The 15,913-nt window shown below is 44.7% G+C and carries 15 protein-coding genes and 1 pseudogene; 13 read left to right on the top strand and 3 right to left on the bottom strand.

Going from position 1 to position 15,913, the window contains the following annotated elements:
- The first annotated feature begins 15 nt into the window (after nucleotides 1–15).
- The 5 genes from msbA (at nucleotide 16) to kdsB (ending at nucleotide 4,543) form a co-directional block, all read left to right on the top strand.
- Nucleotides 16–1,764 carry a lipid A ABC transporter ATP-binding protein/permease MsbA gene (msbA, locus tag ACGF7G_RS02995; protein WP_387463587.1) on the top strand — a complete coding sequence of 583 codons (1,749 nt, stop codon included), beginning with the start codon at nucleotides 16–18 and terminating at the stop codon, nucleotides 1,762–1,764.
- Complete coding sequence (gene lpxK, locus ACGF7G_RS02990; RefSeq protein ID WP_387463447.1) at nucleotides 1,761–2,756, top strand: tetraacyldisaccharide 4'-kinase; 996 nt, start codon at nucleotides 1,761–1,763, stop codon at nucleotides 2,754–2,756. The genes msbA and lpxK overlap by 4 nt, the downstream gene beginning before the upstream one ends.
- A 392-nt stretch (nucleotides 2,757–3,148) precedes the next feature.
- Nucleotides 3,149–3,364: a cold-shock protein gene (locus ACGF7G_RS02985; protein WP_021325185.1), complete on the top strand. Its 216-nt coding sequence runs from the start codon at nucleotides 3,149–3,151 to the stop codon at nucleotides 3,362–3,364.
- A 246-nt stretch (nucleotides 3,365–3,610) separates the two neighbouring features.
- A complete protein-coding gene (locus ACGF7G_RS02980; RefSeq protein ID WP_133814551.1) occupies nucleotides 3,611–3,790 on the top strand; it encodes a Trm112 family protein in 180 nt (59 codons plus the stop codon).
- A gap of 3 nt (nucleotides 3,791–3,793) precedes the next feature.
- A complete protein-coding gene (gene kdsB / locus ACGF7G_RS02975; RefSeq protein ID WP_387463444.1) occupies nucleotides 3,794–4,543 on the top strand; it encodes a 3-deoxy-manno-octulosonate cytidylyltransferase in 750 nt (249 codons plus the stop codon).
- A gap of 80 nt (nucleotides 4,544–4,623) precedes the next feature.
- On the opposite strand, the gene elyC is transcribed toward kdsB, so the two are convergent.
- Nucleotides 4,624–5,463 carry an envelope biogenesis factor ElyC gene (elyC, locus tag ACGF7G_RS02970; RefSeq protein ID WP_387463443.1) on the bottom strand — a complete coding sequence of 280 codons (840 nt, stop codon included), beginning with the start codon at nucleotides 5,461–5,463 and terminating at the stop codon, nucleotides 4,624–4,626.
- A gap of 153 nt (nucleotides 5,464–5,616) precedes the next feature.
- On the opposite strand from elyC, the gene cmoM reads away from it, so the two are divergent.
- From cmoM to ACGF7G_RS02930, 8 genes and pseudogenes are all read left to right on the top strand, one after another.
- The gene (gene cmoM / locus ACGF7G_RS02965) at nucleotides 5,617–6,402 is read left to right on the top strand and encodes a tRNA uridine 5-oxyacetic acid(34) methyltransferase CmoM (protein WP_387463441.1); all 786 of its coding nucleotides are present in this window, start codon (nucleotides 5,617–5,619) and stop codon (nucleotides 6,400–6,402) included.
- The gene (gene mukF, locus ACGF7G_RS02960; protein WP_133814555.1) at nucleotides 6,399–7,721 is read left to right on the top strand and encodes a chromosome partition protein MukF; all 1,323 of its coding nucleotides are present in this window, start codon (nucleotides 6,399–6,401) and stop codon (nucleotides 7,719–7,721) included. The genes cmoM and mukF overlap by 4 nt, the downstream gene beginning before the upstream one ends.
- Nucleotides 7,702–8,424 carry a chromosome partition protein MukE gene (mukE, locus tag ACGF7G_RS02955; RefSeq protein ID WP_387463439.1) on the top strand — a complete coding sequence of 241 codons (723 nt, stop codon included), beginning with the start codon at nucleotides 7,702–7,704 and terminating at the stop codon, nucleotides 8,422–8,424. Before mukF ends, mukE begins: the two co-directional genes overlap by 20 nt.
- Nucleotides 8,421–12,869, top strand: coding sequence for a chromosome partition protein MukB (mukB, locus tag ACGF7G_RS02950; protein WP_387463437.1), 4,449 nt, complete (start codon nucleotides 8,421–8,423; stop codon nucleotides 12,867–12,869). The genes mukE and mukB overlap by 4 nt, the downstream gene beginning before the upstream one ends.
- 125 nt (nucleotides 12,870–12,994) lie before the next feature.
- Entirely contained in the window at nucleotides 12,995–13,246 is a 252-nt protein-coding gene (locus ACGF7G_RS02945) for a type II toxin-antitoxin system prevent-host-death family antitoxin (RefSeq protein ID WP_387463436.1), read from the top strand.
- Nucleotides 13,239–13,493: a Txe/YoeB family addiction module toxin gene (locus tag ACGF7G_RS02940; RefSeq protein WP_387463434.1), complete on the top strand. Its 255-nt coding sequence runs from the start codon at nucleotides 13,239–13,241 to the stop codon at nucleotides 13,491–13,493. The genes ACGF7G_RS02945 and ACGF7G_RS02940 overlap by 8 nt, the downstream gene beginning before the upstream one ends.
- A gap of 166 nt (nucleotides 13,494–13,659) precedes the next feature.
- Nucleotides 13,660–13,839, top strand: a complete 180-nt coding sequence (locus tag ACGF7G_RS02935; RefSeq protein ID WP_133814560.1) for a hypothetical protein — start codon at nucleotides 13,660–13,662, stop codon at nucleotides 13,837–13,839.
- Between the two features lie 12 nt (nucleotides 13,840–13,851).
- Nucleotides 13,852–13,983: pseudogene (locus tag ACGF7G_RS02930) on the top strand (RNA-guided endonuclease TnpB family protein); the annotation flags it as partial.
- Nucleotides 13,984–14,117: 134 nt separating this feature from the next.
- Here ACGF7G_RS02930 and ACGF7G_RS02925 read toward each other — a convergent pair.
- The gene (locus tag ACGF7G_RS02925; protein ID WP_387463432.1) at nucleotides 14,118–15,008 is read right to left on the bottom strand and encodes an N-acyl homoserine lactonase; all 891 of its coding nucleotides are present in this window, start codon (nucleotides 15,006–15,008) and stop codon (nucleotides 14,118–14,120) included.
- Nucleotides 15,009–15,136: 128 nt separating this feature from the next.
- On the bottom strand, nucleotides 15,137–15,832 hold the full coding sequence (locus ACGF7G_RS02920) for a LuxR C-terminal-related transcriptional regulator (protein WP_133814562.1): 696 nt from the start codon (nucleotides 15,830–15,832) through the stop codon (nucleotides 15,137–15,139).
- Between the last annotated feature and the right edge of the window lie 81 nt (nucleotides 15,833–15,913).

The following is a 15,913-nucleotide window of genomic DNA, read 5'->3' as shown; positions in this document are numbered from 1 at the left end:
GGTGTTGGTAACTCAATAATGAATGATAAAGACCTTTCTACCTGGCAGACCTTTCGCCGACTATGGCCAATCATCGTTCCGTTTAAGATTGGGCTAATAGTTGCTGCGGTTGCACTGATCATCAATGCTGCCGGTGATACATTAATGCTTTCATTGCTTAAGCCTTTACTTGATGAGGGTTTCGGCAAAGCAAGCAATGATGTACTGAAATGGATGCCAATGGTTGTCATTGCTTTGATGATTATGCGTGGGTTATCCGGGTTTGTATCAAGTTACTGTATCTCCTGGGTCTCCGGTAAGGTGGTTATGCAGATGCGCCGTCGTCTGTTCAGCCATATGATGGGGATGCCGGTATCCTTTTTTGATCAGCAATCTACCGGGACTCTGCTTTCCCGCATTACTTATGATTCTGAGCAGGTGGCCTCCTCCTCCTCCAGTGCACTGATTACCGTTGTCAGGGAAGGGGCGTCAATCATCGGCCTGTTTATCCTGATGTTCTGCTATAGCTGGCAGCTATCTCTGATCCTGATTGTCATTGCCCCAATTGTGTCAATAGTTATTCGCGTGGTATCGGGTCGGTTTCGCAGTATCAGCAAAAGTATGCAGAACAGCATGGGGCAAGTCACCTCCAGTGCGGAGCAGATGCTGAAAGGGCACAAAGAAGTGCTGATTTTCGGCGGGCAGAAAGTCGAAGTTGAGCGCTTTAATACAGTCAGTAACCGTATGCGTCAGCAAGGCATGAAGATGGTTTCCGCTTCATCAATTTCTGATCCGATTATTCAGCTTATTGCTTCGTTTGCTTTGGCTTTTGTACTGTACGCGGCAAGCTTTCCGGATATTATGGAAACACTGACCGCCGGTAAAATTACCGTCGTATTCTCATCAATGATTGCGCTGATGCGTCCATTGAAATCTTTGACTAATGTTAACGCACAATTCCAGCGTGGTATGGCTGCCTGTCAGACGCTGTTTGCTATTCTGGATATGGAACAGGAAAAAGATGACGGCAAATTGGAACTTAAGAAAGCGAAAGGGGATATTGAGTTCCGTGATGTCTCTTTCTGCTACCCGACCAAAGAACTGCCGGCGTTACAAAATATTTCCATGTATATCCCAGCCGGAAAAACGGTTGCTTTGGTAGGGCGATCGGGTTCTGGTAAATCCACAATAGCCAATTTAATGACCCGTTTTTATGATATCAACGCAGGCAGTATTTTGCTTGATGAGCATGATTTACGGCAATATACCCTTTCCTCTTTGCGTAGCCAGGTGGCTCTGGTATCGCAGAATGTCCATTTATTTAACGACACGGTAGCGAACAATATTGCTTATGCCAGTGAAAACCAATACAGCCGCGGAGAGATTGAGAAGGCGGCTGAGATGGCCTATGCAATGGACTTCATCAGGAAGTTGGATAACGGCTTGGATACCATGATCGGTGAAAATGGTGTTCTGCTTTCAGGGGGGCAGCGCCAGCGTATTGCTATCGCGCGTGCCTTATTGCGTGATTCTCCGATTCTGATTCTTGATGAGGCGACTTCAGCATTGGATACGGAATCTGAGCGGGCAATTCAGGCTGCGTTGGATGAATTGCAGAAAAATAGAACTTCACTGGTTATCGCCCATCGTCTTTCAACTATTGAAAAAGCGGATGAAATTCTGGTTATTGAAGACGGGCATATTGTTGAACGAGGTAACCATCTCTCTTTGCTGGAGAACAATGGGGTTTACTCACAACTACATCGGATGCAATTTGGGCAATGATTGAACGCATATGGTCAGGCCGTTCATGGCTTTATTGGCTGTTATTACCTTTTTCAGCCCTTTATGGGCTGATAAGTGGCTTACGGCGATTGAGTTATAACGCAGGGTTGAGTCAATCCTGGAAAGCGCCTGTACCTGTTGTGGTGGTGGGTAATCTGACTGCCGGAGGTAATGGAAAAACTCCGGTTGTTATCTGGCTGGTGGAACAGTTGCAGAAAAAAGGTTACCGGGTTGGTGTTGTGTCCCGTGGCTATGGCGGTAAAGCAGAAAATTATCCTTTGTTGGTGACTGACAAGATCACTACGGCTCAGGCCGGTGATGAACCTGTGTTGATCCATCGTCGTACTGGCGCACCTGTGGCGGTTGCGCCAAAACGGGTTGAAGCGGTAAAAGCGTTACTGGCAGATACGCCATTGGATATTATCGTGACTGACGATGGTCTACAGCATTATGCTTTGCAACGGGATTTTGAAATCGTGGTCATTGATGGCGTACGCCGTTTTGGTAATGGCTGGTGGCTTCCGGCTGGTCCGATGCGTGAGTTATCCGGGCGGTTGAATAGGGTTAATGCCGTTATTACCAACGGCGGTACTCCTCAATCAGGCGAATTATCAATGACATTAGCCGGCAGGCTGGCGGTGAATATGGTCAGCGGTGAAAAACGGCCAGTGAATCGCATACCTCATGCTATTGCTATGGCAGGAATCGGGCATCCACCACGGTTCTTTGCTACCCTGCAACAGCTGGGGGCTGACGTGCAAAAAGAGTATGCATTTGCCGATCATCAAATGTACACCGAAGAGCAGTTGAGTCATCTGGCTGAGACAAACCAGAATTTACTCATGACGGAAAAAGATGCCGTTAAGTGCTTTAAATTTGCCCGGACAAATTGGTGGTATTTACCGGTAGATGCCCAATTACCACAGGAAAAAGGGCAGGTAATGCTGAATGAAATAGGTTCATTATTGGAAGCAAATAAAAAGTTTAAGTAAATTTCACAGTTGAACTAAAGCAGCCCAATGTGAGCTGATAGCGAGCAAGGAGGTTGTTCTATCTGCTTCCTTATCAAGCCGTTCTTCTCTTACCAATTCATAAAATTTCAGTCATTATTCCAGATTTATTTGATTTTTTATCATTGTTAAATGATATTAAAACGATGCATTGTAGATGAACAACCGTTGTATGAACTTGGTTCAGTCATCGGCAATGTCGGCAGGATACTTGTTGTTTGTATCCATGACTTAAACAAATGTGCTACTCGAATTAAGTGTATTTTAACGTATTGAAACTGAGACGAGGTTCTATTCGAAAACTTAATCAAGGGTAAAAAACATCAAAAACAATAAATTGAATTATTGTGAGATGAACAAATGGGGGATTTATCATGACATTACAATTAAAGATGGGCCGAGTGAAATGGTTTGATGAGAATAAAGGATATGGTTTTATTTCTCCACAAGATGGGGGACAAGACATATTGGTCAGAAGAAAAGCGATTGCTAATACAAAAAGCAAATCACTCACAGAAGGGCAAAATGTAGAATTTTCAATTACTCGCAACGGTTATAGCTTAACTGCAACCGATGTCATTGCATTTTAAGACTTCATTTCATTAGATTATTTTATTTGTCGCTCTTTATGATTAAAGAGAGAGCTAAATCGACTCTCAGACAAAAGCATAACATCTACTGAGATGATTCTGAACCTTCGCATTTCCTCTATCTGGATTCTTGTGAATGAGATTGGGAAAAGGATCGAAAGATCAAATAACAAGAGTTAACGGTGACACCAGGCTTATGTTATTCTGAGCCGCATCAAATGAAAGCTCCATAACTGGAGGATGTATATGGATCACCGTTTACTCGAAATTATTGCTTGCCCTGTATGTAACGGCAAGCTCAGTTACGATAAAGAGAATTCTGAACTTATCTGTAAGTTGGATCGACTGGCATTCCCTGTACGTGATGGTATTCCCGTTCTGTTAGACCACGAAGCCCGTGAATTACCTCTGGATGAGGGAAAATAAGGTATGTTCACCGTTATTATTCCTGCCCGCTTTGCTTCTACCCGTTTACCCGGTAAACCATTAGCTGATATTCATGGTAAGCCAATGATTGTGCGGGTTATGGAGCGCGCCATGCGTTCCGGTGCTGAACGGGTTATTGTGGCAACTGATAATCACGATGTTGCTGATGCGGTTGTGGCTGCGGGTGGTGAGGCTTGTCTGACCAACGAGAATCATCATTCTGGTACTGAACGGTTAGCAGAAGTTATTGAAAAATATCAACTCTCCGATGATGAAATTATTGTCAATGTTCAGGGTGATGAACCATTAATTCCTGAAGAAATTATTCAACAAGTCGCAGCGAATCTGGCGGCTTGCCAGGCTGGCATGGCAACGTTGGCGGTGAAAATCCGTGACGCGGAAGAAGCCTTTAACCCCAATGCGGTGAAAGTAGTGATGGATAAACAGGGTTATGCACTCTATTTCTCCAGAGCGACGATCCCCTGGGAACGTGACCGTTTTATGCAATCACGGAACATGATTGGTGATAATTTCCTGCGCCATATTGGTATTTATGCCTACCGCGCGGGTTTTATCCGTCGTTATGTGCAATGGGAGCCAAGCCCGTTAGAGCAAATTGAAATGCTGGAACAATTGCGGGTACTTTGGTACGGCGAGAAGATCCATGTTGGTATTGCACTAAAAGCGCCGGGAGCGGGGGTTGATACGCCAGAAGATTTAGCTGCGGTCAGGAAAGTTTTTGCTGAAATCTAATGACTTATTTGAGCTCATTTTTGGGTTAACGAAAGCGCGTCATGTTATTACTATTTGCGCCTTCGTTTCTCCATGTTATTTCAAGGCGTGGTTTGCGGATCATTTACCGGTTGAGCATGTTCTGATGTTTGTGGGTGCTCTGAACTTTTCGATGGTTTAATACGTTGCCAGATAGTACCTAAAGTTTCATACCATACTCGTTCCGAATGAGACAGAAAGTAAGCGGATGGCAGGTATTTTTCCCAGGGATGTAAAGAGGACGTGATCGCCAATTGATTTGCCGGGCCGGGAATAGGGTTCAATCCACGTTGTTTAAAGAAAGTTATTGCCCGCTGCATATGATTGGCGGAAGTGACCAAAATAAAAGAGCGCTTGCCAATCAATTTTTCAACTTCATGTGCTTCTTGTTCTGTATCCATGGGTTTTGTCAGTGCGATAGTATCTTCTGCGGGCACTCCCAGAGATTGTGCTACTATAGCGGCGACTTCCGCGTTGCTTTTAGTATTCACTCCCTGACCACCGGTAAAGACCATTTTAGCGCCGGGGTTGAGGCGATATAAACGGATGCCTTCTGTTACCCGCGGCAAACTGTTGTTGAACAGGTTTGAACTGGGTGCCCAATTTGGGTTATAAGTGAAGCCACCACCAAGAACGACGATATAATCAACCGGTGGATTGATATTACCGGGATCAGGTTGGTAGGCTTTAGCGTAAACCGATTCCAATGGTAACAGTAGTTTATCGGCAATGGGGTGCAGACTGAGCAGAAGCAGAGCAAGCCAACTGAACGTCAGAACCGTTTTCCCTGTTTTTTGCCAACGGGTAAACCACAACAGGAATAAGGCAGCAAGTGAAATCAGTAATATTAATGGCAGAGGCATTACCATTGCACCAAGGTACTTTTTAAATAAAAATAGCATTTATTTGCCTTAATTTGATTGAATTATAGCCATATGGCCCACGATTTGTAGTCAAAAGTGGTTATGTCAATGAATGCTGTGCCAAAATAGCAGCTGGCATAATGAAATCTCAACAGATAAATCAGATCTATTCCATTAGTGAGGCAGTTTTTCATGCGGGATCGCAATTTCGATGATATTGCAGACAAATTCTCTCGTAATATTTACGGCACAACCAAAGGTAAAATCAGGCAAGCCGTTGTCTGGCAGGATATCAGCGAATTACTGGCTCAATTACCACGACGTCCACTACGTATTTTAGATGCGGGTGGCGGTGAAGGGAATATGGCATGTCAATTAGCTGAACTGGGTCATCAGGTGATACTTTGCGATTTATCAGAAGAAATGATCCAACGGGCAAAGCTGACCGCCAAAGAAAAAGGTGTCAGTCAAAATATGCAATTTATACCAAGCCCGGTACAGGAAATTAACCAATATATAGAACAGCCGGTAGATCTGGTATTGTTTCATGCAGTACTGGAATGGATTACCGATCAGAAATATGCAATAGAAGTATTAACGAATATCATTAATCCTGGCGGTGCTCTGTCTTTAATGTTTTACAATGCCAATGGTTTGGTCATGCGTAATGCTATTTTAGGTAATTTTCATTTGGCGACACCCAATATGCCGCGTCGCAGAAAACGTTCACTGTCTCCTCAGAATCCGTTGGTGCCTGAACAGGTATATCAATGGCTTGATGAATTAAATATGGTGATTACCGGTAAAACCGGTGTACGTGTTTTTCACGACTATTTGCAAAGTCGCCAATTACAGAGCGAAAACTTTCCGGCGTTGCTGGAATTAGAGCAGCGTTATTGCCGACAGGAGCCTTATATCAGTTTGGGGCGTTACATTCATGTAATGGCACGCAAGCCAGCGTTAAAGGATGTATTATGAGTGAATATTCCCAGACTATCCCGGAACTGGTGTCTTGGGCCAGGAAAAATGATTTTTCCATCTCCTTGCCGGTGGAAAGGCTGGCTTTTCTGATGGCTATCTCGGTATTAAACAGCGAGCGTCTTGATGGTGAGATGAGCGAAGGGGAGCTGATTGATGCTTTTCGTGAAGTTTGCAAAGGATTCGAACAAACTGCGGAATCCGTCGCGGCACGGGCTAACAATGCCATCAATGACATGGTGCGCCAGAAACTGCTTAACCGTTTTACCAGTGAGCTGGCTGATGGCAACGCAATCTATCGCTTAACACCGCTTGGCATCAGTATCAGTGACTACTACATTCGCCAGCGGGAATTTTCTACCTTACGCCTCTCTATGCAGCTTTCGATTGTGGCGAATGAGCTGCACCGGGCAGCAGAGGCGGCGGAAGAAGGGGGCGATGAATTTCATTGGCATCGCAACGTCTTTGCGCCGCTGAAATATTCTGTCGCGGAAATCTTCGATAGCATTGATATGTCCCAACGCTTGATGGACGAACAGCAAAACTTCGTTAAAGAAGATATCGCGGCGTTGCTGAATCAAGACTGGCAAGCCGCGATTGCCAACTGTGAACAGCTGTTATCAGAAACATCAGGGACATTGCGGGAGCTGCAAGACACACTGGAAGCGGCCGGAGATAAACTACAGGCCAATTTGCTGCGTATTCAGGATGCGAATATGGGCAGTGGCGGATCAGAGCTGGTTGATAAACTGGTATTTGATCTGCAAAGCAAACTGGACCGTATTATCAGTTGGGGTCAGCAGGCGATTGACTTATGGATTGGCTACGACCGCCACGTTCACAAATTTATCCGTACTGCGATTGATATGGATAAAAACCGTATTTTCTCTCAGCGCTTACGTCAATCAGTGCAACACTATTTTGATAACCCGTGGACCCTCACCGTTGCCAACGCAGAGCGTTTACTGGATATGCGTGATCAAGAACTGGCGTTACGTAATGAAGAAGTGACCGGCGAACTGCCGTCAGAACTGGAATATGAAGAATTCAGTGAAATAAACGAGCAACTGGCAGCGATGATTGAAAAAGCCCTGTTGGTATATCAGCAGGAACAACGCCCACTGGATTTGGGGGCGGTGCTAAGAGACTACCTTGCTCAACATCCGCTTCCCCGTCACTTTGATGTGGCGCGTATTTTGGTGGATCAGGCTGTGCGGTTGGGTATTGCAGAAGCGGATTTCTCTGGGTTGCCAGCGGAATGGTTAGCGATTAATGATTACGGAGCCAAGGTACAGGCACATGTCATCGACACATATTGAACAATTTATGCCGATTAAACTGGCACAGGCGTTAGCCAATTCACTTTTCCCGGAACTGGACAGCCAGCTTCGCGCGGGCCGTCATATCGGGATAGATGATCTTGATAATCATGCTTTTCTGATGGATTTTCAGGAGCAATTGGAAGAATTTTACGCCCGCTATAATGTGGAGTTGATCCGTGCACCGGAAGGCTTCTTCTATCTGCGGCCTCGTTCAACCACATTGATCCCGCGTTCGGTATTATCAGAGCTGGATATGATGGTAGGTAAAATCCTCTGTTATCTCTATCTTAGCCCGGAACGGCTGGCTAATCAGGGGATTTTTACCTCTCAGGAACTGTATGAAGAACTGCTCTCACTGGCTGATGAGGGCAAACTGATGAAGTTTGTCAACCAGCGTTCTTCTGGTTCGGATCTGGATAAACAGAAATTACAAGAAAAAATGCGCACGACGCTGAATCGTCTGCGCCGCTTGGGCATGGTCTATTTTCTGCCGAATGACAACAACAAATTTACCATCACCGAGGCGGTATTCCGTTTTGGTGCTGATGTACGCAGTGGCGACGATCCTCGTGAAGTACAACTGAGGATGATCCGTGATGGTGAGGCAATGCCGGTTGAAGGCAGCTTGTCGCTTGATGACAGTGAAAATGATGAAACACCGGATAACTCAGCAGAGGGTGCGGGAGATGAACAACCATGATTGAACGCGGTAAATTTTGTTCGCTGACGCTGGTTAACTGGAATGGTTTTTTTGCCAGAACTTTTGATCTTGATGAACTGGTGACCACCTTATCAGGCGGCAATGGCGCGGGTAAATCCACCACTATGGCGGCATTTGTCACAGCGCTTATTCCTGATTTGACGCTGCTCCATTTCCGTAACACCACCGAAGCCGGTGCCACTTCCGGTTCCCGTGATAAAGGATTACACGGTAAATTACGCGCGGGAGTCTGTTACTCAACCTTGGATGTAATTAACTCTCGTCATCAGCGGGTGGTGGCTGGGGTGAGATTGCAACAAGTGGCGGGCCGTGACCGAAAAGTTGATATCAAACCCTTTATGATCCAAGGGCTGCCGACGGCTATCCAGCCGACTCAATTACTGACTGAAAATGTGGGTGAAAGACAGGCGCGTGTATTGCCGCTGAATGAACTGAAAGATCGCCTTGATGAAATGGAAGGCGTGCAGTTCAAACAATTTAACTCCATCACGGATTATCATGCGCAGATGTTCGATTTGGGCGTGATCCCCAAACGCCTGCGTTCAGCCGGTGATCGCAGTAAATTCTATCGCTTGATCGAAGCTTCCCTGTACGGTGGTATCTCCAGTGCGATTACCCGCTCCCTGCGCGATTACCTGTTGCCGGAAAACAGCGGTGTCCGCAAGGCATTTCAGGATATGGAAGCTGCATTGCGTGAAAACCGGATAACGCTGGAAGCCATTCGGGTAACCCAATCTGACCGCGATCTGTTCAAACATTTGATCACCGAAGCAACTTCTTACGTTTCTGCCGACTATATGCGTCATGCCAATGAGCGCCGTACTCATCTGGATGAAGCGTTAGCATTGCGTAGTGAACTGTTTGGCAGCTGTAAACAACTGGCAACTGAGCGGTATCGCCATGTTGAAATGGCCCGTGAGCTGGCTGAACAGAGTGGCGCCTCTTCCGATTTGGAGGCGGATCATCAGGCGGCCAGTGACCACTTGAACCTGGTGCAGACCGCTATGCGCCAGCAGGAAAAAATCGACCGTTATCAGGTAGATCTGGAAGAGCTGTCTTACCGTTTGGAGGAACAAACAGACGTTGTCGGAGAAGCAGGAGAGCTTCAGGCTGAATATGAAGCCAGAGCGGAGGCGACGGAACAGGAAGTGGATGAACTGAAAAGCCAGTTGGCGGATTACCAGCAGGCACTGGATGTTCAACAAACCCGGGCTATTCAGTATCAACAGGCATTACAAGCGCTGGAACGCGCCCGTGAGCTTTGCCGGCTACCGGATCTTTCCGTTGATAACGCAGAAGCGTGGCTGGAAACCTTTCAGGCTAAAGAGCAGCAGGCGACAGAATCCCTGTTGGCGCTGGAGCAGAAATTAAGTGTTGCGGACGCGGCGCATCATCAGTTCGAACAGGCATATCAACTGGTTAAAAATATCGTTGGCGAAACCAGCCGCAGTGAAGCATGGCAGAGTGCCCGCGAATTGCTGCGTGACTGGCCGTCACAGCGACACCTGGCGGATCGGGTGCAGCCATTGCGGATGCGGTTGTCTGAACTGGAACAGCGGCTGAACAACCAGCAGAACGCAGAGCGTTTATTGGGCGAATTTTGTCAGCGCCAGGGGCGTCAGTATCAGGCTGAAGATCTGGAAGCGTTGCAAAATGAACTTGAAGCCCGGCAAGAAGCGTTGAGCCTGAGAGTCAATGAAAGCGGTGAACGCCGCATGGAGATGCGTCAGGAACTTGAACAACTGAAACAAAAAATTCAGTCACTGACGGCCCGCGCACCGATCTGGCTGGCGGCGCAGGATACCCTGAACCAACTGTGTGAACAGAGTGGTGAAACGTTGGCAAGCAGCAATGACGTGACGGAATATATGCAGCAGCTGCTTGAGCGTGAGCGTGAAGCCACGGTAGAGCGTGATGAAGTTGCGGCACAAAAACGTGAGCTGGAAAAACAGATTGAGCGCCTCAGCCAACCAAGCGGCGCGGAAGACAGCCGGATGATTGCGTTGGCAGAACGTTTCGGCGGGGTTTTGCTGTCAGAAATTTATGACGATATCACCATTGATGATGCGCCGTATTTCTCGGCCCTGTATGGACCGGCGCGTCACGGCATTGTGGTGCCGGATCTTTCTCTGGTCCGTCCGCATCTTGAAACGCTGGAAGATTGTCCGGAAGATCTCTACTTAATTGAAGGGGATCCACAATCCTTTGATGACAGCGTATTTAATGCCGAAGAGCAGACCAATGCAGTGCTGGTTAAATCGTCTGACCGCCAATGGCGTTACTCCCGTTACCCTGAATTGCCGCTGTTTGGTCGTGCTGCCAGAGAAAACCGTTTAGAAGCCTTGAATCTGGAGCGTGATGCCTTGGCAGAGCGTTATGCCACGCTCTCGTTTGATGTACAGAAAATACAGCGTGCTCATCAGGCGTACAGTCAGTTTGTTGGTAAACATCTGTCTGTTGCATTTGATACCGATCCGGAAGCCGAAATCCGTGAACGGAGACAGCGTCACACGGAACTGGAACGTGAAGTGTCCCGGTTTGAAGATCAGACTCAACAGCAGCGCCAGCAGTATGCACAGGCGAAAGAAAGCCTGACGACATTAAACCGTCTGATCCCTCAAATCAGTCTGTTATTGGATGAAACTTTAATTGATCGCGTAGAAGAAGTGCGCGAAGAGCTGGACGAAGCGCAGGAAGCGGCGCGTTTCCTGCAACAACATGGTTCGGCGCTGACGAAACTGGAACCTATGGTTGCGGTTCTGCAAAGCGATCCACAGCAACATGAACAGTTACAGCAGGATTATGAAACCGCCAAACACAGTCAGCATCAGGCTAAACAACAGGCTTTCGCGCTGGTGGAAGTTGTACAGCGGCGTGCGCATTTCAGCTACAGTGATTCTGCGGGTATGCTCAGTGAAAATGCGGATCTGAATGACAAACTGCGTCGGCGTCTGGAACATGCGGAATCGGATCGCAGCCGTGCCCGTGAACAACTTCGTCAACAGCAAGCGCAGTATTCCCAATTTAATCAGGTGCTGGCATCCCTGAAAAGCTCTTACGAAACCAAGCAGGATATGCTGAAAGAGTTGCAACAGGAGATGAAAGATATCGGTGTTCAGGCGGATGCGAATGCTGAAATTCGTGCCCGCGAGCGTCGTGATCGACTGCATGAAGCACTCAGCGTTAACCGTTCCAGAGTCAATCAGCTTGAGAAGCAGATCGCCTTCTGTGAAGCGGAAATGGAAAGCGTGCAGAAAAAACTGCGTAAACTGGAACGCGATTATCATCAGATCCGTGAACAAGTGGTTTCGGCTAAAGCGGGTTGGTGCGCGGTAATGCGCATGGTGAAAGACAATGGTGTTGAGCGTCGTTTGCATCGTCGTGAGTTGGCTTATATGGAGGGTGGTGCGTTACGTTCCATGTCGGATAAAGCGTTGGGTGCGTTGCGTCTGGCGGTGGCTGATAACGAACATCTGCGTGATGCGCTGCGTTTGTCGGAAGATCCCAAACGGCCTGAACGCAAAGTACAGTTCTTTATTGCTGTTTATCAGCATCTGCGTGAACGCATTCGTCAGGATATTATCCGTACTGACGATCCGGTTGACGCGATTGAACAGATGGAAATTGAGCTGGCCCGTCTGACGGAAGAGCTGACGGCCCGTGAACAGAAATTAGCGATTAGCTCGAAGAGTGTAGCGAATATTATCCGCAAAACCATTCAGCGTGAGCAGAACCGAATCCGCATGCTGAACCAAGGGCTGCAAGCTGTTTCCTTCGGACAAGTCCGTGGTGTGCGGTTAAATGTGAATGTGCGTGAAAGCCATGCAATATTGCTGGATGTACTTTCTGAACAGCAGGAACAACATCAGGACCTGTTTAATAGCCAGCGATTGACCTTCTCTGAGGCAATGGCAAAACTTTATCAACGCCTGAATCCGCAGGTGGATATGGGGCAGCGCTTGCCGCAAACCATCGGCGAAGAGTTGTTGGATTACCGTAACTACTTGGAACTGGATGTTGAAGTTAACCGTGGATCGGATGGCTGGCTGAAAGCAGAGAGTGGGGCGCTGTCTACCGGTGAAGCGATCGGTACCGGCATGTCGATATTGGTGATGGTGGTACAGAGTTGGGAAGAAGAGTCCCGCCGTCTGCGTGGTAAAGATATCTCACCTTGTCGGTTGCTATTCCTCGATGAAGCGGCGCGTCTGGATGCTAAATCCATTGCCACTCTATTTGAACTATGCGAACGCCTGCAAATGCAGTTAATTATCGCTGCCCCGGAAAATATCAGCCCTGAAAAAGGGACCACCTATAAATTGGTGCGTAAGGTGTTTAAAAATCACGAGCATGTGCACGTGGTTGGGCTGAGAGGATTTGGGCAGGATGCCCCGGTAACTCAATTAATTTCAGATGCTACTGCTTAATTAAATGGATGGCTTGCGATAGTCATAAAAATAAAGAGAGTATGCCACGGATGGCGCATAGATATTTATTCTGAGATTGTATCGTTATTAGATTCGGTATTATTAACACGAGAAAAGGATATATTATGCGGAGGACAACATATAGTGTTGCAAAGGCAAATCTTGCTTCTATTATGGATCAAGCTGTTCAGGATTGTGTACCAATATTGATCACCAGACAAAATGGTGGAGATTGTGTCATTATTTCGAGTGCGGAATATGCAAGCCTTGAAGAGACCGCCTATCTGCTACGTTCACCGGCTAACGCTAAGCATTTGCTCAAATCATTAGAGCAGGTGAGTAATGGAAATTCACAAGAAAGACAGTTAGATGTATAAGATCTTTACTGATGAACTCTGGCAAGATTATCTTTACTGGCAACAAAATGATAAGAGGCTCGTTAAGCGGATTAATGAGCTTCTTAAAGATATAGAAAGTACGCCATTTCGGGGTTTTGGTAAACCTGAGCCATTGAAACATAATCTCACGGGCTATTGGTCACGTTGTATTACTGATGAGCATAGGTTGATCTATAAAGTGGAAGATGAGCGGACGATCATTCTTTCTTGTCGGTATCATTATTAATGGGATAGGACCTTATATTTTTCGTCTGAAATTATTTGTAAATTTTTAGCAAGGAATCATAAACAGGATCTTTAGCAGCAACCTGTTATTTTAGATAGAAAAAAGGCTTTATTTATGATCTGATAATTGTCGCCAAACAAAATACCGAGAGTAGAGAATAAAGCCGATGACAATTATCTCCACAAAACCTCAGTTAATACAATTCTTCAGCGACACTTTTCTTGAAAAACCCGCCCGTAGCTGTGGCTTTATGGAGCGACTCAGAAATATTGGGCCACCGTCTCTGGTTCTCAGTCTGATAGCCGCGTTGAGCAAAGGAAGCTGCACAGTCGCTTCAGCCCATTGAAGGTAGCAGTTGAATGCCATAATAAACGGCGCTCGTAATATTTTAGCGGCAGGACATGCTGTGCTTATCTGTGGAGAAGGAACGGTACAGTCAAGCCGTCCGGTGAAGCAGGAACCTACCGAAATGATTCAGACTCCGGTCTGAACATAGTAAGGATCCTCGCCCTCCTTTGGGGGGCGAGGATGTCAAAGTGGAGTTCTGTTTCATCACGAAGGGCGAAGGTGGATTACAGGTAAGCTCAGTATGAAAAATAGAGCTTACAGTAATCCAATAATCGTTTATGACTTAATAACTTGATCTTCAATATTAAATTTGAATAATGTATCCTCATTTAAAGTTCTTGCTAGTAGCATTTTAACAATAGGCAAAAATTTACCTGTTGCGTTTTTATAATCACGCTGATCTTTTTGTGCATCAGCTAAACCTGAATTTTCTGAATAAAAAAGGGCTTCAATAGGTAATTTATCAGGATCATTTTCTTTCCAGGTTGAAATTCTGATTTCATTCTGTTTTGGTGGAGTATTAGGAGTACGTGGAAGTTTTTTGATACTTTCTAACATTTGATAGAAAGCTATAGCTGGATTATTTACATCTTTAGTAACATTAAATCCACATTGAAAAAGATCTTGAGAGTTTACTTTCCTATAATTTTTTATCCAATCATCGGAATTCATCACATTTTGTTCTTGGCAAGATTTACCTTTACCTTTCGCCTTAGTAATATTTTCACCACAACCTTGATTCGCTCTCTCATCTGTATAGCCATCAATAGGAAATGCACACAATACAGAAAAATCGACTCTATTTTTAGGTGCTATATGTTTGGGGAAAACAATAAATCCATTTTTATATCCATAAGCTAAGCGTTTAAACTTAGCGTCTTTCCTTAAATAGGAAAAAGAAACACCACCACTTTTTATGGATGATGGGCTAGGTTGCCAAAATTTATAATCATTTGAATGTATAGTGCCACGCAATATAACTCCAGAGCAAAGGAAAGCAGGTGATTGAGTATCACCACAATCTTTAACGGTATTATTATATTGTTGGGTTAATGTATTAGCAATATCATTTTGTACATCGGTTTCATTTCCCGTTTGCGTGAAAGCAAAAGTATTTGCTGAAAAAAAGGCAATACTAAGGAGCAAACCTACGATAGGCTTTTTCATAAAATCCTCACTTAATTTAAATTAAAGTATTCTAATTGAAATTAAATTGTTTCTTATTCACTTCCGGGTAGAGTTTTTCATTATTTTTTTTATATCACAACTATCAGATTTGATAGTAAAACAAGGCTTCATAATTCTATTTGGCCATTTTCAATGGCCTTTATTATGGCTGCACCTCTAGAGTTAACATTAAATTTTTCTCTAATTCTTTTAAAATGAAAGTTAATATTTGCTTCTGAGCAATTCAGTATGCGTGATATTTCCCATGTTGTTTTTCCAATTAAATACCAAGAGCAAACTTCTTTTTCTCTTTCACTTAATTTAATATTGTTTTTTTTGTTTTTTAAAATAATTAAATAATGTAGTATTATATCTCTTAATGCCATTAATTGATTGAAATTTCTATTTATTGTCCTTATATAACCCTCTTCTTTGCAACAAAAAGATAAAGTTAAAATGCCAAACTCATGATTAATACCATGCATAGGAAAAGATATGCCATGGTTTATTCCATAATCTTTAATTTTATGGAAAAAAAGTGATTTTTTTTCTAGTTTGTTGCAATCCCATATGAAAGGGATAGTGTTTTTTATGCAATATTCAAAAACGGGATTGTTATTGATATATTTTTCTTTTTGATATTTTAAGGCTAATTGATCATTATTGGTAATGAAGTTTCCCTCTTTAATATTATTTTTAGTTGAAGAGTAAAAGAGAGAGTACCATTCTATATCAGTAATAGATTGAATGGTTTTAATAACAAAATGAAGATCATTAAACTCCTCAACAACACAATCCGAATAAAATTCATATAAATTAATCATAATTTAACCTGGGTATTGTTAAATATCTCAAAACATTAATATTAAGCCTAGTCCAATAATTGATTAGAACAACTATCAAAT

The organism is Photorhabdus sp. RM323S (genome assembly GCF_042879375.1).
GTDB classification, from domain to species: Bacteria; Pseudomonadota; Gammaproteobacteria; order Enterobacterales; family Enterobacteriaceae; genus Photorhabdus; species Photorhabdus tasmaniensis.
Note: the sequence above shows the minus strand (reverse complement) of the source record. Positions and strands in the feature narration are given on the sequence as shown.